Here is a 23,706-nt window from a genome sequence, read left to right as displayed (position 1 = left end):
GTGCTAAAATGCCCTGCCGTTTGTGATATACACTTTCGGTTGGATAAGTAATTTGGCGAGATTATACGATGATCAAACAAAGGACATTAAAACGTATCGTTCAGGCGACTGGCGTCGGTTTACATACCGGCAAAAAAGTCACGCTGACGCTGCGCCCTGCGCCGGCAAACACCGGGGTCATCTATCGTCGTACCGACTTGAATCCACCGGTAGATTTCCCGGCTGATGCCAAATCTGTGCGTGATACCATGCTCTGTACTTGCCTGGTCAATGAGCATGACGTGCGGATATCTACCGTAGAGCACCTGAACGCCGCCCTGGCGGGTCTGGGTATCGACAACATTATGATTGAAGTCGATGCGCCGGAAATCCCGATTATGGATGGCAGTGCTGCGCCGTTTGTATATCTGCTTCTTGATGCGGGTATCGAAGAGCTGAATGCTGCGAAGAAATTCGTCCGCATTAAAGAGACTGTTCGTGTTGAAGATGGCGATAAGTGGGCTGAGTTCAAGCCGTTTAATGGTTTTTCGTTGGATTTCACCATCGACTTTAACCATCCGGCGATTGATGCCAGTAACCAGCGCTATCGCATGAATTTCTCGGCCGACGCCTTTATGCGTCAGATCAGCCGCGCGCGTACCTTCGGCTTTATGCGTGATATCGAATATCTGCAGTCCCGCGGCCTGTGCCTGGGCGGCAGCTTCGACTGTGCCGTCGTTGTTGACGATTATCGCGTACTGAACGAAGACGGCCTGCGTTTTGAAGACGAATTTGTTCGTCACAAAATGCTGGATGCGATTGGCGATCTGTTTATGTGTGGTCACAACATTATCGGTGCGTTCACGGCATACAAGTCCGGCCATGCGCTGAACAACAAACTGCTGCAGGCGGTTCTTGCTAAACAAGAAGCCTGGGAGTATGTGACTTACGAAGACGAAGCAGAACTGCCGCTGGCATTCAAAGCACCTTCGATGGTTCTGGCATAAGCTAAAACCCTATAACCAATACGACTGGTTAACCTGGCACTCTCTCCGGCCAGGAAGGCCAGTCGTTTTGTTTTCTGATGTTAGCCCCACCGCCTCTTTCCTGCTGCCATTCACGGTGTGAAGTTACCTTCGCACATCTGCTTTACGGTTTTGTGACGATTTCTCCGGCACATAAAAAAGATAACCGATCGTTACGGCATGTTTCGTGCTGCCTGTGCGTGGGATTGATGCTAATATTCGGGGTTATTAACATTACAAGCGGACCGGGAATATCCGACAGGTCCAGGTGAGCAAGGTGTCTGGAATTTTAACGCGGTGGCGACAATTTGGCAGACGTTACTTCTGGCCGCATCTCCTTCTGGGGATGGTCGCGGCAAGCCTTGGCCTGCCCGCGCTAAATAATAATACCGGCCAGAACGCGCCAGCTGAAACCTCAGCCATTACGCCAGGCCGTAGCCCGCTTGTCGATGTCACCAGCTTTATCCGCATTCAGGAATCAGCCAGACGCCCCTCCTTTAGCGTCGATTACTGGCACCAGCATGCGATCCGCACCGTCATTCGCCACCTCTCTTTCGCCATGGCCCCACAGGTGTTGCCGGTGGCGGAAGATACCCTGCCGCTTCAGGCGCACCATATTGCGCTGCTGGATACGCTTAGCGCGCTGCTGACGCAGGAAGGCTTACCCTCTTTCATTACCCGTTTCGTTATCACACCGGAACGCGACACCCTTGCCGCTTTCAGTGTCCTCGCCTGGCTAAGTCAGGTGCAGGGCATTCGTGCCGGACCTCAACGCCTCAGCTAACAACTTTTCTACTTTCACATTTATTTTCTCGCGAAAGCGAGGCGTTTGAGAATTTATTATGCTAATCAAGTTATTAACTAAAGTTTTCGGTAGCCGTAACGAACGCACCCTGCGCCGTATGCGCAAAGTGGTGGCCCAGATTAACGCCATGGAACCTGCCATGGAAAAGCTCTCTGATGATGAGCTGAAAGCAAAAACGGGCGAGTTTCGTGCGCGTTTAGAGAAGGGAGAGGAGCTGGAAAACCTGATCCCTGAAGCTTTTGCCGTGGTGCGCGAAGCGAGTAAACGCGTGTTCGGCATGCGTCACTTTGATGTCCAGTTGCTGGGCGGTATGGTGCTGAACGATCGCTGCATCGCCGAGATGCGTACCGGTGAAGGTAAAACGCTGACCGCAACCCTGCCGGCATACCTGAATGCCCTGAGCGGCAAAGGCGTTCACGTTGTTACCGTGAACGATTATCTGGCGCAGCGTGATGCTGAAAACAACCGTCCGCTGTTTGAATTCCTCGGCCTGAGCGTCGGCATCAACCTGCCAGGCATGCCTGCGCCGGCGAAGCGTGAAGCTTACGCTGCAGACATCACCTACGGCACCAACAACGAATACGGTTTTGACTACCTGCGCGACAACATGGCGTTCAGCCCGGAAGAGCGCGTACAGCGTAAACTCCATTACGCGCTGGTGGATGAGGTGGACTCCATCCTGATCGATGAAGCCCGAACCCCGCTTATCATCTCCGGTCCGGCAGAAGACAGCTCCGAGCTGTACAAGAAAGTTAATAAGATCATCCCGAACCTGATTCGTCAGGAAAAAGACGACTCCGACACCTTCCAGGGCGAAGGCCACTTCTCCGTGGATGAGAAAGCGCGTCAGGTCACGCTGACCGAACGCGGCCTGGTACTGATTGAAGAGCTGCTGGTGAAAGAAGGCATTATGGAAGAGGGCGAGTCGCTCTACTCTCCGACCAACATTATGCTGATGCACCACGTAACCGCCGCACTGCGTGCCCATGCGCTGTTTACCCGCGACGTTGACTACATCGTTAAAGATGGCGAAGTCATCATCGTTGATGAACATACCGGGCGTACCATGCAGGGCCGTCGCTGGTCAGATGGTCTGCACCAGGCGGTTGAAGCTAAAGAAGGCGTTGATATTCAAAACGAAAACCAGACGCTGGCATCCATCACCTTCCAGAACTATTTCCGCCTGTACGAAAAACTGGCGGGGATGACCGGTACCGCCGACACAGAAGCGTTTGAATTCAGCTCCATCTATAAACTCGATACCATCGTGGTGCCGACCAACCGTCCGATGATCCGTAAAGATATGCCGGATCTGGTCTATATGACCGAGCTGGATAAGATCGCCGCGATCATCGAAGACATCAAAGAGCGTACCGCTAACGGCCAGCCGGTGCTGGTGGGGACCATCTCCATTGAGAAATCCGAAGTGGTTTCGAACGAGCTCACCAAAGCGGGCATCAAGCACAACGTGCTGAACGCCAAATTCCACGCCAACGAAGCGGGCATCGTGGCCCAGGCCGGTTATCCGTCGGCCGTGACCATTGCCACCAACATGGCCGGTCGTGGTACCGATATCGTGCTGGGCGGCAGCTGGCAGGCTGAAGTTGCTGAGCTGGTTGACCCGACTCCGGAACAGATTGCTCAGATCAAAGCTGACTGGCAGGTGCGTCACGACGCGGTGCTGGCCTCTGGCGGTCTGCATATCATCGGCACCGAGCGTCACGAATCACGTCGTATCGATAACCAGCTGCGCGGCCGTTCCGGTCGTCAGGGTGATGCCGGTTCCTCGCGCTTCTACCTCTCTATGGAAGATGCCCTGATGCGTATCTTCGCCTCCGATCGCGTTTCCGGCATGATGCGCAAGCTTGGAATGAAGCCGGGTGAGGCGATTGAGCATCCGTGGGTGACCAAAGCGATCGCTAACGCGCAGCGTAAAGTGGAAAGCCGCAACTTCGATATTCGTAAGCAGCTGCTGGAATACGATGACGTTGCCAACGATCAGCGTCGTGCGATCTACACCCAGCGTAACGAACTGCTGGACGTGTCTGACATCAGCGAAACGATCAACAGCATCCGTGAAGACGTGTTCAAAACCACCATCGATGCGCATATTCCGCCGCAGTCCCTTGAAGAAATGTGGGATATCCCGGGCCTGGAAGAGCGTCTGAAAAACGATTTCGATCTTGAACTGCCGCTGACCGAGTGGCTGGACAAAGAGCCGGATCTGCATGAAGAGACACTGCGCGAACGCATCCTCGAAAACGCGATTGAAGTTTACAAGCGTAAGGAAGAGGTTGTGGGTATCGATATGATGCGCCACTTCGAAAAAGGTGTAATGCTCCAGACGCTGGACTCCCTGTGGAAAGAGCACCTGGCAGCAATGGACTACCTGCGTCAGGGCATCCACCTGCGTGGTTATGCGCAAAAAGATCCGAAGCAGGAGTACAAGCGTGAATCCTTCTCCATGTTCGCCGCTATGCTGGAATCGCTGAAATATGAAGTGATCAGCACCCTGTGCAAAGTCCAGGTGCGCATGCCGGAAGAAGTTGAAGCGATGGAGCAGCAGCGCCGTGAAGAAGCGGAGCGTCTGGCACAGATGCAGCAGCTTAGCCACAGCGACGACGAAACCGAAGCTGCCGAAGCGCTGGCCGCGCAGAACGGCGAGCGTAAAGTCGGGCGCAACGATCCGTGCCCGTGCGGTTCCGGTAAAAAATACAAACAGTGCCACGGCCGCCTGAGCTAAGGCATCCGATAACAGCAAAGGCGCAGGAGACTGCGCCTTTTTTATGGGCTGACGACTATGAAAAATATCCGTATTGCCGCCGGGATCATCCGTAACAGCACCGGCGACATCTTTATTACCCAGCGTGCCGCCGACGGGCATATGGCGGGGAAATCTGAGTTTCCCGGCGGCAAGATAGAAAGGGGCGAAACCCCAGAGCAGGCTTTAGTGCGCGAACTTCAGGAGGAAGTGGGTATTACCGCGACCCGTTATGAACTATTCCAGACGCTGGAGCATACCTTCGACGATCGCCACATCGCCTTCTGGTTCTTTATGGTTGAAGACTGGGAAGGAACGCCGTGGGGCAAAGAGGGGCAGGCAGGACGCTGGGTCGCCCAGGCGGCGCTCGACAGCGATGCGTTCCCACCCGCGAATGCGCCGGTTATCGCGCGTTTGCTGGCAAGCGCCGGGCAATAAAAAGGCCGCCTGCTGGCGGCCATACTACGATGAGTAGCCTTAGTGCTGCTGTTCGCTCCAGTCGTCGCTATCGTTCAGATCGCCGCTGCTGGGGATGCGTTTCTCTTCATCCGCCCACTCGCCAAGGTCAATCAGCTGGCAGCGTTTCGAACAAAACGGACGGTACGGGCTACTTTCATTCCAGACGACGCTCTGGCCGCAGGTTGGGCAGTCGACGCGGGTAATATCACTCATTCTTTCTCCTTAACAGCAGGCCAGTTCGAAATCGAGACGCTCAGGCACGCTGCCTTTTTCACTGTCGAGCGGCAGGAAGCGAATCGCGAACCGGCTTTTATGGCCTGAAATCTGCGGATAAAGCTCATCCGCCAGATTAAGTTGCAGGCGCAGTAGATCGGTATCTTCGGCATTATCCTGATAAAAACCATTCAGGCTGGTCTGCTTGCGCAGCGCAGACGAGTTGCGCACCAGATCCAGCACCAGCCGCAGCGAATGCTCAAGCGGTTCCAGGCTGTGGAGCCAGGCGCTGACCTGCGCGTCGCGCTTCTCCTGCGGCAGGTGGAGCCACAGCTGCAGTCCGGGGAGATCGAAGCTGCAACAGCCGCCGGGAATACTCAGGCGCTGGCGGACCAGAGCAATCAGCTTGTCCTCGCGCAACTGCTGCCCCATGCGCGGCGCGGCCAACAGCACGCTGCTGCTCGCTTTAAGCTTCTGGCGCAGCGTCACGATCATCTCCTGATCGACGCCCGGTACTTCAACCCATGCCTGTAGTTTCCGCTGCTGCCGATCCAGCTCTTTAACCAGCTCCGAACGCACATCGCCGCGCTCAAACAGGTCCAGCAGGTCGCCTGCGTTGCGGAAAAAATGCAGTGCGGTGGCGTGGTCGCTTAACGGGAGCTGAGCGTTGAGCTGGTTGAGTAAGAACTCAATGCGCAGCCAGGTACGCATCTTTTCATTCAAAGGATATTCATAAAGAACGTGGGTATGCATTACTCATATTCCTGTTGTTCGGCCTCGGCAGCCAGCGCAAGATAACGCTGATGCAGGCGGGCAACATCTGAAACAATCGCGTCTGGTGCGCCGTTATTATCGATCACGTCATCCGCTACCGCCAGCCGAGTGGCGCGAGAGACCTGGGCCGCCAGCATCTTTTCAGCGAGTTCACGCGTCACGTTGTCGCGCAGCATCGTGCGCTGCAGTTGGATTTCGGGCGTGACGTCAACGACCAGTACGCGATCCGCATTTTTGTATAACTGGTTTTCAACCAGCAACGGGACAACCCAGAGCACATAGGGGGAGGTTGCCCGGGCCATTTCAAGACGGGTTTGTTGCCCGATAAGAGGGTGTAGCAGGGCGTTAAGCCACGCTTTTTCATCGGCGCTGGCAAAGATTTTTTCGCGCAGCGCGCGGCGGTTCAGGGTGCCGTCGGGCAGGCAAATAGTCTGACCATAGCGGGCAATGATGGCTGACAGTGCAGGCGTTCCGGGTTCCACCACCTGACGGGCAATAATATCAGCGTCGATAATTGTTACGCCAAGTTGTGCAAAGGCGCTGGCCACCGTGCTTTTGCCGCTGCCTACGCCACCTGTCAACGCTACCGTATAACCCATAAAAACGATCCTGAGTTGTCGTAACGCGGCTCTGAATCCACACTACGTTGCCCGTGATACCCAACGCTGGCTCGCTGTCTGACGGGCCTTTTTCGCCTCGCCGTTCAAAAAGCCATTTTTCAGGTAAATTTTCGGGATTGTAGCGTAAAAAAGAAGGTTTTCGCAGTCTTGCGGCACCATTATTAGTGCGTATGATAACGTCACTGGAGTTGGCAGTTGCACCGCCGCTTTTATTTATGCGTTCATCGCCATTAACCCAGGAATTCGCTCATGCGTATTGAAGAAGATCTGAAGTTAGGTTTCAAAGACGTTCTTATCCGCCCTAAACGCTCCACGCTTAAAAGCCGCTCTGACGTCGAACTTGAGCGTCAATTCACATTCAAACACTCTGGTATTACCTGGTCTGGCGTACCCGTTATCGCAGCTAACATGGATACGGTGGGAACGTTCGCAATGGCGAAGGCGTTAGCTGGCTTCGATATTCTTACCGCCGTGCATAAGCACTACAGCGTTCAGGACTGGTCTGGCTTCGTTAACAGCGTTCCGGAAAGCGTGCTGCGCCACGTTATGGTCTCCACCGGCACTTCGGATACCGACTTCGCGAAAACCAAAGAGATTCTGGCGCTGTCCGCGAACCTGAAATTCATCTGCATTGACGTCGCCAACGGCTATTCAGAACACTTCGTCCAGTTCGTCAGCAAAGCACGTGAAGCCTGGCCGGATAAAGTTATCTGCGCCGGCAACGTGGTCACCGGGGAAATGTGCGAAGAGCTGATCCTCTCCGGGGCAGACATGGTGAAAGTCGGCATCGGCCCGGGCTCGGTCTGCACCACGCGCGTAAAAACCGGCGTGGGCTACCCGCAGCTTTCCGCGGTTATCGAATGCGCTGATGCAGCGCATGGTCTGGGCGGTCAGATCGTCAGTGACGGCGGTTGCGCCGTGCCGGGCGATGTAGCCAAAGCCTTCGGTGGCGGCGCTGATTTCGTGATGCTGGGCGGCATGCTGGCTGGCCACGAAGAGAGTGGCGGCACGGTGGTGGAAGAGAACGGCGAAAAATTCATGCTGTTCTACGGCATGAGTTCAGAGTCGGCCATGAATCGCCATGTGGGCGGCGTAGCGCAATATCGCGCGGCCGAAGGCAAGACCGTGAAGCTGCCGCTGCGTGGCCCGGTTGAAAACACCGCGCGCGACATCCTTGGCGGCCTGCGTTCTGCCTGCACCTACGTGGGCGCAGAGCGTCTGAAAGAGCTGACCAAACGCACTACCTTTATCCGCGTGCAGGAGCAGGAAAACCGCGTATTTAACTCACTCTGAGTACGCGTTCTTCTTCAGAATAAGGCATCCTTCGGGATGCCTTTTTTATCCCGCGCTCATGGCATCGCCAAGGTGGAAAATGGGTAAATACATTGCCACTACCAGCGTGCCGATGATGACACCCATCACCACCATAATAATGGGTTCGAGCGACGCAGCCAGGTTGTCGGCCCGCTCCCGGGTGCGCCCGGTATGGATAGCCGCCAGCCGCTGCAGCATGACATCCAGCGCTCCCGTCGATTCTCCGGTGCGGATCAGGGGAACGCACCACGGGCTGAATACCATTTCCTGCTCCATAGCCCGCCACAGTGGCTCACCCTCCGCTACCCGTTCTCTGAGCCGATCCAGCGCCTGATGCCAGTACTGGGCCGGGAGAGTTTTACTGGCGCAGCCCAGACCATTGAGCAAAGGAATACCGGCCTGCTGGGTGAGCGTCAGCACAGTGTAGATCTGGCTCAGGCGCTGGCCGCGCACCAGTTCTCCGGCAAGGGGCATTCGCAGCAGCAGCCGCTGGCTTAGCTGATGGCAGTGCGCATTGCGGCGTAAAAATCGCCCGATAATGATAACGGCAATGCCTGTCGCTATACCGTATCGCCAGCCGCTTTCCAGCCACTCAGAGAGCGCAATGACCCCCCGCGTCAGCGCCGGGAGAGGCGTATTGAACGTCTGATAAATGGCTGCGAACTCAGGGAGTACAAAGCCCAGCATCCCCAGCGTCACCACGATAGCGACGGCGACAACGAAACCCGGATAACGCAGCGCTTTTACCACTTTCTTTTTCAGTATCCACTGCTCTTCCTGTTGCGCAGCAAGATGCAGGCAGCACTCCTCCAGTTTGCCGGTCAGCTCGCCGGTTTCGATAAGCGCGCAGAACAGTGGGGGAAACACAGCTGGCCACTGCTGCAACGCCTGTGACAGCGGCTGGCCGTGCAGGATCTGTTGCGTCAGATGCATGAGCAGTGCACGCCACTGCGGTACCGGATGCTGCTGCGCTATCAGCATCAACCCGTCGGCCAGGGTTACCCCTGCCTGAAGCAGCGTGGCAAGCTGGCGAGCAAACTGAATAACATACTCGATATGCCAGTAACGTTTCCGTATCGAACGAGGGCGCAGAGTGAGCAGGGAAATGCCTTCGCTCTGTAACGCCAGCATGGCATTCGCGCGGCTTTGCGCCCAGCAGAAGCCATTCTCACGCGCGCCCTGGCTGGTGATGCCTTCCCAGTGCCACAGCTGTTTACTCGTCATGGGGCATCCCCAGTACCCGATAGACTTCATCCAGCGTGGTACGGCCCTTCTCAACAGCGCGCAGGCCATGATCGAACAGGCTCTTCATGCCCTGCTGATGCGCCAGCGTTTCAATCTCGCTTGCTGATGCGCCAGCAACAATCTGACGGCTCAGTTCCGGGGTAATGTGCAGCATTTCAAAGAGGGCAATGCGACCATAAAAGCCAGCGTAACACCGTTCGCAGCCGTTCTCTTTCCAGTCCGGAAGCGGCCGCGGCCATGTCGATTTCGCCAGCAGCACCGGCTCCGGGTTCAGGCTGCGACAGTGAGGACACAGCCGCCGGACCAGGCGCTGAGCCACCACCAGCTTCAGGGCTGAGGCCAGCATCCAGCGCGCCACGCCCATCTGCTCGAGCCTCACCAGCGTCTCGGTGGTGGAGTTGGTATGCAGGGTGGAGAGCACCAAATGGCCCGTCTGGGCAGCATTGATGGCGATTTCCGCCGTTTCGCCATCGCGGATCTCACCCACCATGATGATATCGGGATCCTGACGCAGCAGGGCGCGCAGAATAGCCTGAAACGTCAGCCCGGCTTTGGGATGGATCTGCGTCTGGTTCAGCCCGTGAAGCGGCAGCTCAATCGGGTCTTCCACGCTGCAGATATTCACATTTGGCTGGTTGCGCTCGCCCAGTGCGCTGTACAGCGTCATGGTTTTACCGCTGCCCGTTGGGCCGGTGACCAGCACCAGCCCCTGCGGTTGCGTAAGCGTGTGACGAAAAAGCCCGAGCTGTGAAGCGCTCATGCCGAGCGCCTCTGCATCGATATGTTGTTTGCCCTGATGTTGCAGGCGCAGCACCACTTTCTCTCCGTGCCGGCAGGGAAGGGTGGAGATGCGAAAAGAGACTTTCTGTTCTCCCAGCATGATGCTGAATTGCCCGTCCTGCGGCACGCGCCGTTCGGCAATATCGAGGTTACCCAGCACTTTTAATCGGGCGGTGATGGTACTTGCCAGCCTGGCGGGTGCCACAGCTGCCGGATGCAGCACCCCATCAATGCGCAGACGAACCTGATAGCGCTCCTCACCCGGCTCGAAGTGTATATCCGAGGCCCGGCGCGCCAGCGCTTCGTTCAGGGTCTGGTTTACCCAGTCCACCACCTGTATCCCTTCTTCCTGAAGCGGGGCCGCTTCCTGGGGGCGCTGCTGCTTCTCCATACGCTCGGCGCTCCAGCACTCAATATCGACCTGTTTCTGAGTGGAGAAACGCAGCGCATCCAGCAGTTCCTGAGCGGGGTGTTCAACAACGGCTACGTGAATAGCCGTATCAGTGACGTTAATCAGGTGAGCGCCGAAACGTTTGCACAGGGCGGCGATATGCTGATGTGTCATGTCCGCCTCCGTTATTCCACGCTGAAGCGGAACACATCTTCACAGGCCTGCTGCAGCGCGCTGTCGCCAGTGACGGTACAGACGCGGTTCCAGCCTTCAATCCCTTTCGCATCGCTCCACACCGGCGTCAGCGCCACGGTCAGACCATTGAGGCTGGATTTTCCGGTCATAGTCACCACGCCTTTGCCCAGCGTCATCGCGGAGACATAGCGGCTGGTACGCACGCCCGGTATACCGTTAGTACCCGCATCGCAGCTCGCCACGCCGCCACGATCGATAGCGCAAAGTTCTACTGCGGTGCGATAGGGCAGGAAGGTTTGCAGCACATCCGTCAGGGCTGCTTTGCGCAGGTAGTTCTGGTAAGCCGGAATGCCGACGGCGCTCAGGATGGCGATGATGGCAATCACCACCATCAGTTCAATTAAGGTAAAGCCTTGCTGTTTGTTCATGATCCACTCCTTGTGTTTAGGGTGTGGTCACTCTGACAAAGGCAGCATCGTGCAGCGAGCGGCAAAACAGCAATTGTGGAGGCGCTATCAGCAAAATTTCAGGTTATTGCAGCGTATTGAATTTGCACTGCGGTGAGGGTCGCAAAACAGCAGAGCACGCCGGAGCGTGCTCTGTGGAAAACTCAGCGAAAGCGCATAGAGAGGTCGAGCGCCTGAACGTGTTTGGTCAGCGCCCCGACGGAGATGAAATCGACGCCGGTGAGGGCAAATTCGCGCAGAGTTTCTTTGGTGACGTTGCCGGAGACTTCCAGCCGCGCCTTGCCCGCGGTGAGTCTGACCGCTTCGCGCATCTGGTCGGTTTCGAAGTTGTCGAGCATGATGATGTCTGCCCCGGCGTTCAGCGCCTGCTGCAGTTCGTCGAGGGATTCCACTTCCACCTCAACCGGCACCTCAGGATGCAGCCAGAACGCTTTCTCAACCGCCTGGCGAATCGAGCCGGAGGCGATGATGTGGTTCTCTTTGATCAGAAACGCGTCAGACAGCCCGAGACGGTGGTTGCTGCCGCCGCCGCACAGCACCGCGTACTTCAGCGCGGTACGTAGACCGGGCAGGGTTTTACGGGTGTCCAGCAGTTGGGTGTGGGTTCCTGCCAGCAGATCGACGTAGCTTTTAACCGCAGTGGCGACGCCGGAGAGCGTCTGGACAAAGTTGAGCGCGGTACGCTCGCCGGTAAGCAGCACGCGGGAGGGGCCATCGAGTTCAAACAGCGCCTGGTCCGCCGCGACGCTGTCGCCATCGTTGACGTGCCACGTCACGGTGACGGCGTTGCCGAGCTGAATAAACACTTCTTCGACCCAGCGTTTGCCGCAGAATACGCCGTTTTCGCGGGTAATGACGACGGCGTGCGAGCGGTTATCTGCCGGTAACAGTTGCGCAGTAATGTCGTTATTCGCATCCGGCTCGCCGCCTAAGTCTTCGCGTAGTGCCTGAGAAACGGTCTGGGGAATATCGAGCGCGATACGCTCAAGCAGCGCGTCGCGACGTTGGTCCGGATTATAGCGGCGAGGTGGCATGAGAAACTCCAAAATGGTGGCGAATCAAAAGATTGAAACATGCTACTCTGAAGCGAGATTAAGTACCATACAAAGGAGACACCCCTCATGCAGCTGAACGATGGCTGGCTGGTGGGCGTAAGAAAAGTACCTTCCCCCCATTTCGATGACCGCCCGGATGGCGAGCAGCCATCACTGCTGGTGGTCCATAATATCAGCCTGCCGCCGGGTCAGTTTGGCGGGCCGTGGATCGATGCGCTGTTTACCGGCACGCTGGATGCTGGCGCCGATCCCTTCTTCGCTGAAATTGTGCATCTGCGCGTCTCGGCGCACTGCCTTATCCGGCGCGACGGCGAAATTGTGCAGTATGTTCCTTTTACGAAACGTGCCTGGCACGCCGGCGTCTCTTGCTATCAGGGGCGCGAACGCTGTAATGATTTCTCCATCGGCATTGAGCTTGAGGGCACCGATACCCTCGCTTATACCGATGCACAGTATCAGCAGCTGGCGGCCATCACCCGCACGCTCGGTCAGGTTTACCCTGAGCTGACAGAACATCTGACGGGGCACAGCGATATCGCCCCGCAACGAAAAACCGACCCCGGCCCGGCGTTTGACTGGGATCGCTTTCGCGCGCTGGTCGCCGCGCTGCAGGATTAAGGAGAGAACATGACGTTGTTTACCTTGTTGCTGGTGTTAATCATTGAGCGGCTGTTTAAGCTTGGGGAGCACTGGCAACTGGATCATCGCCTTGAGGTGGTATTCCGTCGCGTGACGCGCTTCTCCCTCATCGCCACGCTGGCAATGACCGCTGCGGTGATGCTCATCGTCTGGCTGCTGCTGGAGGCGCTTGAAGGGCTGTTTTTCAACGTGCCGCTGCTGGTGGTGTGGATCCTTATCGGTCTGCTCTGCATTGGTGCCGGGGTAGTACGCCTGCACTATCACGCTTATCTGAAAGCCGCGAGCCGCGATGATGCCCACGCGCGCGATCTCATGGCAGCCGAACTGACCCTGGTGCATGGCGTGCCGCCTGAGTGCAGCGAGCGCGAATATCTGCGCGAGCTACAGAATGCCCTGCTGTGGATTAACTATCGCTTTTACCTGGCGCCGCTGTTCTGGTTTGTGGTCGGCGGCGAGGCCGGTCCGGTACTGGTGGCTGGTTACGCGTTCCTGCGGGCCTGGCAGACGTGGCTGGCGCGTCATCACACGCCGGTTGAGCGTTTACGCTCCGGGATTGATGGCGTGCTGCACGTGGTGGACTGGGTGCCGGTGCGGCTGGTGGGCGTGGCCTACGCGCTGATCGGGCACGGTGAGAAAGCGCTGCCGGCGTGGTTTGCGTCGCTGGCCGACCGCCATACTTCACAGTATCACGTCCTCACCCAGCTGGCACAGTTCTCGCTGGCGCAGGAACCACATCACGATAAGGTGAAAACGCCGAAGGCCGCGGTGTCGATGGCGAAGAAAGCCACCCTGGTGATTGTGGTGGTGGTGGCGCTGCTGACGATATACGGCACGCTGGTGTAACCCAGCGTGCGCCATGTTTTATGAATGATCCGCAGGCGGGATGCCAAATACCGGCATGCCGTCGGCATCCCAGCTAATCAGCTTCAGGCGGGTGTGGCGATTTGGATCGTAGAGCGGGTCGCCTTCTATCTCCGTATAGTTTCGCGCGTGATACACCAGCACATCCTGTCCGTCGGGCGTTTTCGTAAAGCTGTTGTGCCCCGGTCCGTACTGGCGGTTCTCATAGCTGGTGGTAAATACCGGCTGCGGCGCTTTATGCCAGTTCTCCGGTTTTGTTGGGTCGGCGACCATGTCGATCCACAGTAGCCCCATGCAGTAATTCTCATCCGTTGCGCTGGCAGAGTAGCTGATAAACAGCCGTTCGCCGTGGGTGAGCACCGCCGGACCTTCGTTCACCAGAAACCCTCTGCATTCCCACTCATACTCCGGCTTGCTGAGCATCACCGGTGCGCTTTTCAGCGTCCACGGGTTTTCCATTTCCGCCAGATAGATATTGGAGTTGCCGGGGATGTCCGGCGCTTTCTGCGCCCAGAGATACCAGCGTTTCCCCTGATGCACGAAAGTGGTGGCATCCAGACAGAAAGTATCGAACGGTGTGACAAGCTGCCCCTTTTCCACCCAGCGGCCGGTGAGCGGATCGGCATCTTCACACGCCAGCACGAACATGCGGTGCTGGAACATGTTGAGTTCATCCAGTGCTTTGGTGTGCGCGGCGGCGTAATAGATGTACCACGCGCCGTCGATATAGTGCAGTTCCGGTGCCCAGATCAGTTCGCTCATCGGCCCGTTGTCCGGCTTGCGCCACACCACAACCGGCGCGGCGTCACGCAACCCTTCCAGCGTGGCGGCACGGCGGATCTCCAGCCGGTCGTATTCCGGCACCGAGGCAATAAAATAGTAGTGCTCGTCGTGGCGCAGAATAAACGGGTCGGCGCGCTGCTCAATAAACGGGTTCGGCCAGGGGGAAGTATTCATAGCGGTTTCCTTACTGCGTCGGCAGCGTCCAGACGCTGGTAGTCATTCAGTTCACGGTAGTTAACGCGGCGTTTCTCGAGGTCAGCCTGGATCTGTTTCATCAGTTCGCGGTCCACTTTCAGCAGGCGCACTACGCCCGCCGTAATCAAATAGCCCACCGCCGGAATAATCGTGAACAGCATCATAATGCCATTCACCGCGGTGGCGCTTTGCTGCTTCGCACTGGCGTCGTAGCCATACCATGAGAGCAGGAAGCCCACCATCGCGCCCGCCACTGCCAGCCCGACTTTCAGGAAGAAAATGTTGCCGGAGAAACTGATGCCGGTGATGCGCTTGCCGGTTTTCCACTCGCCGTAGTCATCCACATCGGCCATCAGCGACCAGTGCAGCGGAGACGGGATCTGGTGCACCACGTTCAGCAGGAAGTACAACACCACCACCAGCGTGGTGGCGCTCGGGTCGACGAAGTAAAAACCGCCGGAGAAGATCGCCAGCACGATGTTGGTCCAGAAGAATACTTTCAGTTTGCACCAGCGATCGGTCAGCACCTTCGCCAGCATACTGCCGATCATCATGCCCACCACGCCGAGGCTGATAAACAGCGTGGCGAAGCTGGTGCTCTGCTGCATCACCCAGGTGACGTAGTACATTGTCGCGGCCATGCGGATAAAACCGGGGCAGACATTGCACAGCGTCAGCAGCAGAATGCGCACCCACTGATCGTTTTTCCAGATGTCCTTCATATCGGCTTTCAGATCGTCGTTGCTCGGCACGGCCGGGCGGATACGCTCGCGCACGGTGGCGAAGCAGAACAGGAACATGCACATGCCGACCAGCGCCAGCACGCCCATCGCCATCTGATAGCCTTTCGCTTTATTGTCACCGCCGAACCAGTCCGCCATCGGCAGCAGCGTGAGGGACAGCAGCAGGGTGGCGATACCCACCATCACAAAGCGGTATGACTGGCAGGCGACGCGCTCGTGCGGATCGTTGGTGATCACGCTGCCCAGCGAGCAGTAAGGAATGTTGATGGCGGTATAGGCCACCGACATCAGGAAATAGGTGACGAACGCGTAAATGACTTTACTGTTGTAGCTCCATTCGGGCGTGGTAAACATCAGCACGCTGAACAGCGCATAGGGAAAAGCGACCCACAGCAGCCATGGACGAAATCGCCCCCATTTACTGTGGGTGCGGTCGGCAATGGCGCCCATAATCGGGTCGATAATGGCGTCCACAACGCGAATGGAGAGCAGCATAATCCCGACCAGCGCCGGGCTGAGGCCAAAGATGTCGGTATAGAAATAGTTAACAAACAGCATGATGGCACCGAAGATGATGTTGCACCCGGCATCACCCATTCCGTAGCCAATTTTTTCTTTTATGGATAATTTTGCGTTTTGCATCGCCATGTCTCCTGCATGAGATATGGAGCAAATTATTGGTGTGCTTATGATTTTTTGCGCAGCAGTAAAGAGGCGCAGAGATGGATAATCGTGTCGTGGCGGGGAAAATGTGAGAGAGATAACACTACGGCGCAGCGGTACGGCAAAAAAATGCTCCCCGCCCCGGATGGCATCCGGTAGCAGGGAGCGAGGCGTCAGGCGGTTTTGCCGCTGCGTTGAGTTTTAATCCAGTAGCCGATGCCGAGGATTAGCACCCACACCGGGATCAGCCATACCGAAATCGCCATACCCGGCGTGATGGCCATGATCACCAGAATCGCTGCCATAAACAGCAGGCAGACGTAGTTCCCGAGCGGATAGAGCAGGGCAGGGAAGCGCGTTTTCACGCCCTGCTGATCTTTCCTGCGGCGGAACTTGATGTGCGCAAGGCTGATCATGGCCCAGTTAATCACCAGAGCAGATACCACCAGCGCCATCAGCAGGCCAAAGGCTTCGCCCGGCATCAGGTAGTTGATCAGCACGCACAGTGCGGTCGTGATGGCAGAGACCAGAATCGTGCCCACCGGAACGCCGCGCTTGTCGACTTTCAGCAGTGATTTTGGCGCATTGCCCTGCTGGGCCAGACCAAACAGCATACGGCTGTTGCAGTACACGCAGCTGTTATAGACCGACAGCGCTGCGGTCAGGATCACCACGTTAAGCGCGTTAGCGACCAGCGCATCGCCCAGTTCGTGGAAGATCAGTACGAACGGGCTGGTGTCGGCGGTGACACGCGTCCACGGCATCAGGGAAAGCAGCACCGCCAGCGAGCCAACATAGAAAATCAGGATGCGGTAGATAACCTGGTTGGTGGCTTTCGGGATGCTGGTTTCCGGGTTATCCGCTTCTGCTGCGGTGATCCCCACCAGCTCAAGGCCACCGAAGGAGAACATGATGATCGCCATCATCATCACCAGACCGGTCATCCCGTGCGGCAGGAAGCCGCCCTGTTCCCAGAGGTTACGAACCGTGGCCTGCGGGCCAGCGCTGTCGCTGAACAGCAGCCAGGCGCCGAACAGGATCATGGCGATAACCGCCACCACCTTAATAATGGCGAACCAGAACTCCATCTCACCAAACACTTTCACGTTGGTCAGGTTGATGGCGTTGATCAGCACGAAGAACACTGCGGCGGAGGCCCAGGTCGGGATTTCCGGCCACCAGAACTGAATATACTTCCCGACGGCGGTCAGTTCCGCCATCGCCACCAGCACGTAAAGCACCCAGTAGTTCCAGCCAGAGGCGAAACCGGCAAAGCCGCCCCAGTATTTGTAGGCGAAGTGGCTGAATGAACCGGCTACCGGCTCCTCGACCACCATTTCACCGAGCTGGCGCATGATTAAAAACGCGATAAAACCAGCAATAGCGTAGCCGAGGATAATCCCCGGACCTGCGGACTGGATAACGGAGGCGCTGCCCAGAAACAGCCCTGTTCCGATAGCTCCCCCCAGCGCGATGAGCTGAATATGGCGGTTTTTAAGGCCGCGCTTCAGCGTATCGCCGTGCTGTTGTCCTTCCATCTTTAAACCTCGTGTGTGGTTAAAACGTCTGTGCCCAGGTGATTACACTGTACATAGCAAAATCCGGACCGTGTAATTATATGTTTACGGTTAATGATTCGGAATTTTGGGTCGAAGTCTACCGTCCCGGCAAGAATAGTGATAAGCGCCAGCGAATGCACCTGCTTTGTGAAGGGAAGTGACGAGGTGAATAAAAAGAAACCATTTGTAAATCGCTTCGCTTACGCCTTCTACCCCTGACGGGTTTCAATTTACGCAATGCGCATGCATTTATATGCATATTTTAAACTGATGAAACGGTTCAGGATGAGAGGCGTGGCGTTTCAGGAAAGTTAAAATTACTTCTTTGTGAGTAAAGGGCGTTTTTGTGCAAGGTTACATATTTGAAACGCCATTTCTGGAATGTTGTTAAAATGTGTATGGTTTCCTGATTTCAATCAAACCACGATAGACAGAAGGTGAATACTTTGTTACTTTAGCGTCATGAAGATAAAATTGGTATGACCAATTTACTCCGGGCGATGGCAGAGACAGGGAACAATGGCCTACAGCAAAATCCGCCAACCTAAACTATCTGATGTGATTGAGCAGCAGCTGGAGTTTCTGATTCTTGAGGGGACACTGCGCCCCGGCGAAAAACTCCCACCTGAACGCGAACTTGCAAAGCAATTCGACGTTTCCCGTCCCTCACTGCGCGAGGCGATCCAACGCCTTGAAGCAAAGGGTTTGCTGCTTCGTCGCCAGGGCGGCGGTACCTTTGTCCAGAACACGCTGTGGCAGAGCTTCAGCGATCCGCTGGTAGAACTCCTGTCAGACCATCCCGAATCCCAGTTTGATTTGCTTGAGACGCGCCATGCGCTGGAAGGCATTGCCGCCTACTATGCCGCGCTGCGCAGCACCGAAGAAGATCGGGAGCGCATCCGCGAACTGCATCAGGCGATTGAACGGGCGCAGGAGTCCGGGGACCTGGACGCTGAGTCAGATGCCGTAGTGCAATATCAAATTGCTGTCACCGAAGCGGCACACAATGTCGTGCTGCTGCATTTACTACGCTGTATGGAACCCATGCTGGCGCAGAATGTCAGACAGAACTTTGAACTGCTCTACGCTCGCCGGGAAATGCTGCCGATGGTAAGCAGCCATCGCACCCGTATTTTCGAGGCGATCATGGCGCGGGAGCCGGAGCAGGCGCGTGAGGCATCGCACCGTCACCTGGCGTTCATTGAAGAGATTTTGCTGGACCGCAGTCGTGAGCAGAGCCGTCGTGAACGCTCGCTGCGCCGGTTTGAGCAACGCAAGAATTAGTATTTTTCCGGTGTCTTACCGGAAGATTTGTACCATAAGCGCCATCATGCGCGGCAACTAAACCCAGAACCTGTCTTATTGCGTTTTGGTCGTCAGAACGCAATGGGACAGGTTCCAGATAAATCAACGTATTAGATAGATAAGGAATACCCCCATGTCAGAACGTTTACACAATGACGTGGATCCGATCGAAACTCGCGACTGGCTACAGGCGATCGAATCGGTAATCCGTGAAGAAGGTGTTGAGCGCGCTCAGTATCTGATCGATCAGTTACTTTCAGAAGCCCGCAAAGGCGGCGTGAAAGTAGCGGCTGGTGCAGGTGCTGGCAACTACGTCAACACTATTGCCGTTGAAGATGAGCCGGAATACCCTGGCAATCTGGACCTTGAGCGTCGAATTCGTTCTGCTATCCGTTGGAACGCCATCATGACCGTGCTGCGTGCGTCTAAAAAAGACCTCGAGCTGGGCGGCCACATGGCATCTTTCCAGTCTTCAGCAACTATCTACGAAGTGTGCTTCAACCACTTCTTCCGCGCTCGCAACGACAAAGATGGCGGCGATCTGGTGTACTTCCAGGGCCACATCTCTCCGGGCGTGTACGCGCGTGCCTTCCTTGAAGGTCGCCTGACCGAAGAGCAGATGAACAACTTCCGTCAGGAAGTTCACGGCAACGGTCTGTCCTCTTACCCGCACCCGAAACTGATGCCGGAATTCTGGCAGTTCCCGACCGTATCTATGGGTCTTGGCCCGATCGGCGCTATCTATCAGGCTAAATTCCTGAAGTACCTGGAACACCGCGGTCTGAAAGACACCTCCGCGCAGACCGTTTACGCGTTCCTGGGCGATGGCGAGATGGACGAGCCGGAATCCAAAGGTGCGATCACCATCGCCACCCGTGAAAAACTGGACAACCTGGTCTTCGTCATCAACTGCAACCTGCAGCGTCTGGACGGCCCGGTAACCGGTAACGGCAAAATCATCAACGAACTGGAAGGCATCTTCTCCGGTGCTGGCTGGAACGTTATCAAGGTGATGTGGGGCTCCCGTTGGGACGAGCTGCTGCGTAAAGACACCAGCGGTAAGCTGATTCAGCTGATGAACGAAACCGTTGACGGTGACTACCAGACCTTCAAATCCAAAAACGGCGCCTACGTGCGTGAGCACTTCTTCGGTAAATACCCGGAGACGGCGGCCCTGGTTGCTGACTGGTCTGACGATGAGATCTGGGCGCTGAACCGTGGCGGTCACGATCCGAAGAAAATCTACGCTGCATTCAAAAAAGCGCAGGAAACCAAAGGCAAAGCGACCGTTATCCTTGCTCACACCGTTAAAGGTTATGGCATGGGCGACACCGCCGAAGGTAAGAACATCGCTCACCAGGTGAAGAAAATGAACATGGATGGCGTACGCTACATCCGCGATCGTTTCAACGTACCGGTAGCTGATGCTGACGTGGAAAAACTGCCGTACATCACCTTCCCGGAAGGCAGCGAAGAGCACAAATACCTGCACGAACGTCGTCAGGCGCTGCACGGCTACCTGCCGTCTCGTCAGCCGAACTTCTCCGAGAAGCTGGAACTCCCTGCGCTGTCTGACTTCAGCTCCCTGCTGGAAGAGCAGAACAAAGAGATCTCCACCACTATCGCTTTCGTGCGTGCCCTGAACGTGATGCTGAAAAACCAGTCCATCAAGGATCGTCTGGTTCCGATCATCGCTGACGAAGCGCGTACCTTTGGTATGGAAGGTCTGTTCCGTCAGATTGGTATTTACAGCCCGAACGGCCAGCAGTACACCCCGCAGGACCGTGAGCAGGTTGCATACTACAAAGAAGACGAGAAAGGCCAGATCCTGCAGGAAGGCATCAACGAGCTGGGCGCAGGTTCTTCCTGGCTGGCGGCGGCGACCTCCTACAGCACCAACAACCTGCCGATGATCCCGTTCTACATCTACTACTCCATGTTCGGGTTCCAGCGTATCGGCGACCTGTGCTGGGCAGCGGGCGATCAGCAGGCGCGTGGCTTCCTGATCGGCGGTACCTCCGGTCGTACCACCCTGAACGGTGAAGGTCTGCAGCACGAAGATGGTCACAGCCACATTCAGTCTCTGACTATCCCGAACTGTATCTCTTACGACCCGGCTTACGCCTACGAAGTCGCTGTGATCATGCACGACGGTCTGGAGCGTATGTACGGTGAGAAACAAGAGAACGTTTACTACTACATCACCACGCTGAACGAAAACTACCACATGCCGGCTATGCCGCAGGGTGCAGAGGAAGGTATCCGTAAAGGTATCTACAAACTCGAAACCGTTGAAGGTAGCAAAGGTAAAGTTCAGCTGCTGGGCTCCGGTTCTATCCTGCGTCACGTACGTGAAGCAGCGCAGATCCTGGCGAAAGACTACGGCGTGGGCTCTGACGTGTTCAGCGTTACCTCCTTCACCGAACTGGCCCGTGACGGTCAGGACTGTGAGCGCTGGAACATGCTGCACCCGGCCGACGAGCCGCGTGTACCGTACGTTGCCCAGGTTCTGAGCGACGCACCGGCAGTGGCTTCCACTGACTATATGAAACTGTTCGCTGAGCAGATCCGTAACTTCATCCCGGCAAGCGATTACCGCGTACTGGGTACTGACGGTTTCGGTCGCTCTGACAGCCGCGAAAACCTGCGTCACCACTTCGAAGTTGACGCGTCTTACGTGGTTGTAGCAGCGCTGGGCGAACTGGCTAAACGTGGTGAAATCGATAAGAAAGTGGTAGCGGAAGCCATCACCAAATTCAATATCGATGCAGATAAAGTCAACCCGCGTCTGGCATAAGAGGTAAAGAGATAATGGCTATCGAAATCAATGTACCGGACATCGGGTCTGATGAAGTAGAGATCACCGAGATCCTGGTAAAAGTGGGCGACAAGGTTGAAGCTGAACAGTCGCTGATCACCGTAGAAGGCGACAAAGCCTCTATGGAAGTTCCGTCTCCGCAGGCTGGCGTCGTAAAAGAGATCAAAGTCTCTGTCGGCGACAAAACCGAGACCGGCAAACTGATCATGATTTTCGATTCCGCCGACGGTGCAGCTGACGCTGCACCTGCTCAGGCAGAAGAGAAGAAAGAAGCCGCTCCGGCAGCAGCACCTGCAGCCGCGGCAGCAAAAGACGTTAACGTACCGGACATCGGCGGCGACGAAGTTGAAGTCACCGAGATCATGGTTAAGGTTGGCGACAAAGTTGAAGCCGAACAGTCTCTGATCACCGTAGAGGGCGACAAAGCTTCTATGGAAGTTCCGGCACCGTTCGCAGGTACCGTTAAAGAGATCAAAATCAGCACCGGCGACAAAGTGTCCACCGGCTCTCTGATCATGGTCTTCGACGTGGAAGGCGCTGCGCCGGCTGCTTCTGACGCGAAACCGCAGGTTACCGAGCAGGCGGCTTCCGCCCCGGCAGCCGCGGCTGGCGCGAAAGACGTCAACGTACCGGACATCGGCGGTGACGAAGTTGAAGTTACCGAAGTGATGGTCAAAGTGGGCGACAAAGTTGCCGCTGAGCAGTCACTGATCACCGTAGAAGGCGACAAAGCCTCTATGGAAGTTCCGGCACCGTTCGCAGGTACCGTTAAAGAGATCAAAATCAGCACCGGCGACAAAGTGTCCACCGGCTCTCTGATCATGGTCTTCGAAGTGGAAGGCGCGGCACCAGCTGCGGCTCCGGCTAAGCAGGAAGCTGCTGCCCCGGCTCCGGCGGCGAAAGCTGAGAAACCGGCTGCTGCCCCGGCGAAAGCGGAAGGCAAATCTGAGTTTGCTGAGAACGACGCTTACGTTCACGCAACCCCGCTGATCCGCCGCCTGGCGCGCGAGTTCGGCGTAAACCTGGCGAAAGTGAAAGGCACCGGTCGTAAAGGCCGCATCCTGCGCGAAGACGTTCAGGCTTATGTGAAAGACGCGGTGAAACGCGCTGAGTCTGCGCCTGCTGCTGCCACCGGCGGCGGTATCCCGGGCATGCTGCCGTGGCCGAAAGTCGACTTCAGCAAGTTCGGCGAAATCGAAGAAGTGGAACTGGGCCGCATCCAGAAAATCTCTGGTGCTAACCTGAGCCGTAACTGGGTGATGATCCCGCACGTTACCCACTTCGACAAAACCGATATCACCGATCTGGAAGCGTTCCGTAAACAGCAGAACGCCGAAGCTGAGAAACGTAAGCTGGACGTGAAATTCACGCCGGTGGTCTTCATCATGAAAGCCGTTGCCGCTGCCCTTGAGCAGATGCCGCGCTTCAACAGTTCCCTGTCCGAAGATGGCCAGAAGCTGACGCTGAAGAAATACATCAACATCGGTGTTGCGGTAGATACCCCGAATGGTCTGGTGGTTCCGGTCTTCAAAGACGTGAACAAGAAGAGCATCACCGAGCTGTCTCGCGAGCTGACGACCATCTCCAAAAAAGCGCGTGACGGTAAGCTGACCGCTGGCGAAATGCAGGGCGGTTGCTTCACCATCTCCAGCATCGGCGGCCTGGGTACTACCCACTTCGCGCCGATTGTTAACGCGCCGGAAGTGGCCATCCTCGGTGTCTCCAAGTCTGCAATGGAGCCGGTGTGGAATGGTAAAGAGTTTGTGCCGCGTCTGATGATGCCAATCTCTCTCTCCTTCGACCACCGCGTGATCGACGGTGCTGATGGTGCGCGTTTCATCACCATCATTAACAACACACTTTCTGACATTCGCCGTCTGGTGATGTAAGCGAAAAAGCCGGCCCGACGGCCGGCTTTTTTCTGATAATCTTCTGGCGGAACGCCGGATTATCAGGTGCGAAAACAGGATTCGTTTGCCGTTTGTTGTTTCAAAATTGTTAACAATTTTGTAAGATGCGGACGGATAGAACGTCCCGGTGGATGAAGGACGTTAATA

At 56.3% G+C, this 23,706-nt stretch carries 20 protein-coding genes; 10 read left to right on the top strand and 10 right to left on the bottom strand.

The window, feature by feature from the left end; translation table 11 throughout:
* Positions 1-68 precede the first annotated feature (68 nt).
* The 4 genes from lpxC (at position 69) to mutT (ending at position 5,008) form a co-directional block, all read left to right on the top strand.
* On the top strand, positions 69-986 hold the full coding sequence (lpxC, locus tag ET34_RS0100495) for a UDP-3-O-acyl-N-acetylglucosamine deacetylase (RefSeq protein ID WP_031518558.1): 918 nt from the start codon (positions 69-71) through the stop codon (positions 984-986).
* A 295-nt stretch (positions 987-1,281) separates the two neighbouring features.
* Positions 1,282-1,788 carry a secA translation cis-regulator SecM gene (gene secM, locus ET34_RS0100490; RefSeq protein WP_031518557.1) on the top strand — a complete coding sequence of 169 codons (507 nt, stop codon included), beginning with the start codon at positions 1,282-1,284 and terminating at the stop codon, positions 1,786-1,788.
* Between the two features lie 58 nt (positions 1,789-1,846).
* On the top strand, positions 1,847-4,552 hold the full coding sequence (secA, locus tag ET34_RS0100485; RefSeq protein WP_031518555.1) for a preprotein translocase subunit SecA: 2,706 nt from the start codon (positions 1,847-1,849) through the stop codon (positions 4,550-4,552).
* A gap of 57 nt (positions 4,553-4,609) precedes the next feature.
* Positions 4,610-5,008 (top strand): 8-oxo-dGTP diphosphatase MutT, encoded by a 399-nt coding sequence (gene mutT, locus ET34_RS0100480; protein WP_031518553.1) that lies wholly within the window; start codon positions 4,610-4,612, stop codon positions 5,006-5,008.
* 39 nt (positions 5,009-5,047) lie between these two features.
* Here the strand turns inward: mutT and yacG are convergent, their stop codons facing one another.
* From yacG to coaE, 3 genes are read right to left on the bottom strand one after another with little or no spacing between them, the layout of a single operon-like run.
* The gene (gene yacG, locus ET34_RS0100475; RefSeq protein WP_031518552.1) at positions 5,048-5,242 is read right to left on the bottom strand and encodes a DNA gyrase inhibitor YacG; all 195 of its coding nucleotides are present in this window, start codon (positions 5,240-5,242) and stop codon (positions 5,048-5,050) included.
* 9 nt (positions 5,243-5,251) lie between these two features.
* The gene (zapD, locus tag ET34_RS0100470; RefSeq protein ID WP_031518550.1) at positions 5,252-5,995 is read right to left on the bottom strand and encodes a cell division protein ZapD; all 744 of its coding nucleotides are present in this window, start codon (positions 5,993-5,995) and stop codon (positions 5,252-5,254) included.
* Positions 5,995-6,615, bottom strand: coding sequence for a dephospho-CoA kinase (coaE, locus tag ET34_RS0100465; protein ID WP_031518548.1), 621 nt, complete (start codon positions 6,613-6,615; stop codon positions 5,995-5,997). Before coaE ends, zapD begins: the two co-directional genes overlap by 1 nt.
* A gap of 270 nt (positions 6,616-6,885) precedes the next feature.
* On the opposite strand from coaE, the gene ET34_RS0100460 reads away from it, so the two are divergent.
* Positions 6,886-7,929, top strand: a complete 1,044-nt coding sequence (locus ET34_RS0100460) for a GMP reductase (RefSeq protein ID WP_031518546.1) — start codon at positions 6,886-6,888, stop codon at positions 7,927-7,929.
* A gap of 45 nt (positions 7,930-7,974) precedes the next feature.
* On the opposite strand, the gene hofC is transcribed toward ET34_RS0100460, so the two are convergent.
* The 4 genes from hofC to nadC all read right to left on the bottom strand — a co-directional run bounded on the left by hofC (position 7,975) and on the right by nadC (position 12,062).
* Positions 7,975-9,174 (bottom strand): protein transport protein HofC, encoded by a 1,200-nt coding sequence (gene hofC, locus ET34_RS0100455; protein WP_031518545.1) that lies wholly within the window; start codon positions 9,172-9,174, stop codon positions 7,975-7,977.
* Entirely contained in the window at positions 9,164-10,540 is a 1,377-nt protein-coding gene (gene gspE / locus ET34_RS0100450) for a type II secretion system protein GspE (protein WP_031518543.1), read from the bottom strand. Before gspE ends, hofC begins: the two co-directional genes overlap by 11 nt.
* Positions 10,541-10,551: 11 nt before the next feature.
* Positions 10,552-10,989: a prepilin peptidase-dependent pilin gene (ppdD, locus tag ET34_RS0100445; RefSeq protein WP_031518542.1), complete on the bottom strand. Its 438-nt coding sequence runs from the start codon at positions 10,987-10,989 to the stop codon at positions 10,552-10,554.
* A 182-nt stretch (positions 10,990-11,171) separates the two neighbouring features.
* Complete coding sequence (gene nadC / locus ET34_RS0100440) at positions 11,172-12,062, bottom strand: carboxylating nicotinate-nucleotide diphosphorylase (protein ID WP_031518540.1); 891 nt, start codon at positions 12,060-12,062, stop codon at positions 11,172-11,174.
* A gap of 87 nt (positions 12,063-12,149) precedes the next feature.
* On the opposite strand from nadC, the gene ampD reads away from it, so the two are divergent.
* Both ampD and ampE read left to right on the top strand, forming a co-directional pair.
* The gene (gene ampD / locus ET34_RS0100435) at positions 12,150-12,701 is read left to right on the top strand and encodes a 1,6-anhydro-N-acetylmuramyl-L-alanine amidase AmpD (RefSeq protein WP_031518538.1); all 552 of its coding nucleotides are present in this window, start codon (positions 12,150-12,152) and stop codon (positions 12,699-12,701) included.
* Between the two features lie 9 nt (positions 12,702-12,710).
* On the top strand, positions 12,711-13,565 hold the full coding sequence (gene ampE / locus ET34_RS0100430; RefSeq protein WP_031518537.1) for a beta-lactamase regulator AmpE: 855 nt from the start codon (positions 12,711-12,713) through the stop codon (positions 13,563-13,565).
* Positions 13,566-13,583: 18 nt separating this feature from the next.
* On the opposite strand, the gene ET34_RS0100425 is transcribed toward ampE, so the two are convergent.
* The 3 genes from ET34_RS0100425 to aroP all read right to left on the bottom strand — a co-directional run bounded on the left by ET34_RS0100425 (position 13,584) and on the right by aroP (position 17,505).
* Positions 13,584-14,540, bottom strand: a complete 957-nt coding sequence (locus ET34_RS0100425; protein WP_031518535.1) for a glycoside hydrolase family 43 protein — start codon at positions 14,538-14,540, stop codon at positions 13,584-13,586.
* Entirely contained in the window at positions 14,537-15,946 is a 1,410-nt protein-coding gene (locus ET34_RS0100420) for a glycoside-pentoside-hexuronide (GPH):cation symporter (RefSeq protein WP_031518533.1), read from the bottom strand. Before ET34_RS0100420 ends, ET34_RS0100425 begins: the two co-directional genes overlap by 4 nt.
* Positions 15,947-16,140: 194 nt before the next feature.
* Complete coding sequence (gene aroP, locus ET34_RS0100415) at positions 16,141-17,505, bottom strand: aromatic amino acid transporter AroP (protein WP_031518531.1); 1,365 nt, start codon at positions 17,503-17,505, stop codon at positions 16,141-16,143.
* 540 nt (positions 17,506-18,045) lie between these two features.
* Here aroP and pdhR point away from each other — a divergent pair.
* From pdhR to aceF, 3 genes are all read left to right on the top strand, one after another.
* Entirely contained in the window at positions 18,046-18,810 is a 765-nt protein-coding gene (gene pdhR / locus ET34_RS0100410; RefSeq protein WP_031518530.1) for a pyruvate dehydrogenase complex transcriptional repressor PdhR, read from the top strand.
* Positions 18,811-18,964: 154 nt separating this feature from the next.
* A complete protein-coding gene (gene aceE, locus ET34_RS0100405; protein ID WP_031518528.1) occupies positions 18,965-21,628 on the top strand; it encodes a pyruvate dehydrogenase (acetyl-transferring), homodimeric type in 2,664 nt (887 codons plus the stop codon).
* 14 nt (positions 21,629-21,642) lie between these two features.
* Complete coding sequence (aceF, locus tag ET34_RS0100400; protein WP_031518526.1) at positions 21,643-23,538, top strand: pyruvate dehydrogenase complex dihydrolipoyllysine-residue acetyltransferase; 1,896 nt, start codon at positions 21,643-21,645, stop codon at positions 23,536-23,538.
* The last annotated feature ends 168 nt before the right edge of the window (positions 23,539-23,706 follow it).

The organism is Siccibacter colletis, assembly GCF_000696575.1.
Lineage (GTDB): Bacteria > Pseudomonadota > Gammaproteobacteria > Enterobacterales > Enterobacteriaceae > Siccibacter > Siccibacter colletis.
This window is presented reverse-complemented; position numbering and strand designations above follow the sequence as displayed.

What these genes read in the sequence shown, in the direction of transcription:
- mutT (WP_031518553.1), top strand. Translation starts at nt 4,610, where the DNA reads ATGAAAAATATCCGTATTGCCGCCGGGATCATCCGTAACAGCACCGGC.
- ET34_RS0100420 (WP_031518533.1), bottom strand. Translation starts at nt 15,946, where the DNA reads ATGCAAAACGCAAAATTATCCATAAAAGAAAAAATTGGCTACGGAATG.
- ppdD (WP_031518542.1), bottom strand. Translation starts at nt 10,989, where the DNA reads ATGAACAAACAGCAAGGCTTTACCTTAATTGAACTGATGGTGGTGATT.
- aceE (WP_031518528.1), top strand. Translation starts at nt 18,965, where the DNA reads ATGTCAGAACGTTTACACAATGACGTGGATCCGATCGAAACTCGCGAC.
- gspE (WP_031518543.1), bottom strand. Translation starts at nt 10,540, where the DNA reads ATGACACATCAGCATATCGCCGCCCTGTGCAAACGTTTCGGCGCTCAC.
- hofC (WP_031518545.1), bottom strand. Translation starts at nt 9,174, where the DNA reads ATGACGAGTAAACAGCTGTGGCACTGGGAAGGCATCACCAGCCAGGGC.
- lpxC (WP_031518558.1), top strand. Translation starts at nt 69, where the DNA reads ATGATCAAACAAAGGACATTAAAACGTATCGTTCAGGCGACTGGCGTC.
- ampE (WP_031518537.1), top strand. Translation starts at nt 12,711, where the DNA reads ATGACGTTGTTTACCTTGTTGCTGGTGTTAATCATTGAGCGGCTGTTT.
- ampD (WP_031518538.1), top strand. Translation starts at nt 12,150, where the DNA reads ATGCAGCTGAACGATGGCTGGCTGGTGGGCGTAAGAAAAGTACCTTCC.
- secA (WP_031518555.1), top strand. Translation starts at nt 1,847, where the DNA reads ATGCTAATCAAGTTATTAACTAAAGTTTTCGGTAGCCGTAACGAACGC.
- pdhR (WP_031518530.1), top strand. Translation starts at nt 18,046, where the DNA reads ATGGCCTACAGCAAAATCCGCCAACCTAAACTATCTGATGTGATTGAG.
- coaE (WP_031518548.1), bottom strand. Translation starts at nt 6,615, where the DNA reads ATGGGTTATACGGTAGCGTTGACAGGTGGCGTAGGCAGCGGCAAAAGC.
- aroP (WP_031518531.1), bottom strand. Translation starts at nt 17,505, where the DNA reads ATGGAAGGACAACAGCACGGCGATACGCTGAAGCGCGGCCTTAAAAAC.
- zapD (WP_031518550.1), bottom strand. Translation starts at nt 5,995, where the DNA reads ATGCATACCCACGTTCTTTATGAATATCCTTTGAATGAAAAGATGCGT.
- nadC (WP_031518540.1), bottom strand. Translation starts at nt 12,062, where the DNA reads ATGCCACCTCGCCGCTATAATCCGGACCAACGTCGCGACGCGCTGCTT.
- aceF (WP_031518526.1), top strand. Translation starts at nt 21,643, where the DNA reads ATGGCTATCGAAATCAATGTACCGGACATCGGGTCTGATGAAGTAGAG.
- ET34_RS0100425 (WP_031518535.1), bottom strand. Translation starts at nt 14,540, where the DNA reads ATGAATACTTCCCCCTGGCCGAACCCGTTTATTGAGCAGCGCGCCGAC.
- ET34_RS0100460 (WP_031518546.1), top strand. Translation starts at nt 6,886, where the DNA reads ATGCGTATTGAAGAAGATCTGAAGTTAGGTTTCAAAGACGTTCTTATC.
- yacG (WP_031518552.1), bottom strand. Translation starts at nt 5,242, where the DNA reads ATGAGTGATATTACCCGCGTCGACTGCCCAACCTGCGGCCAGAGCGTC.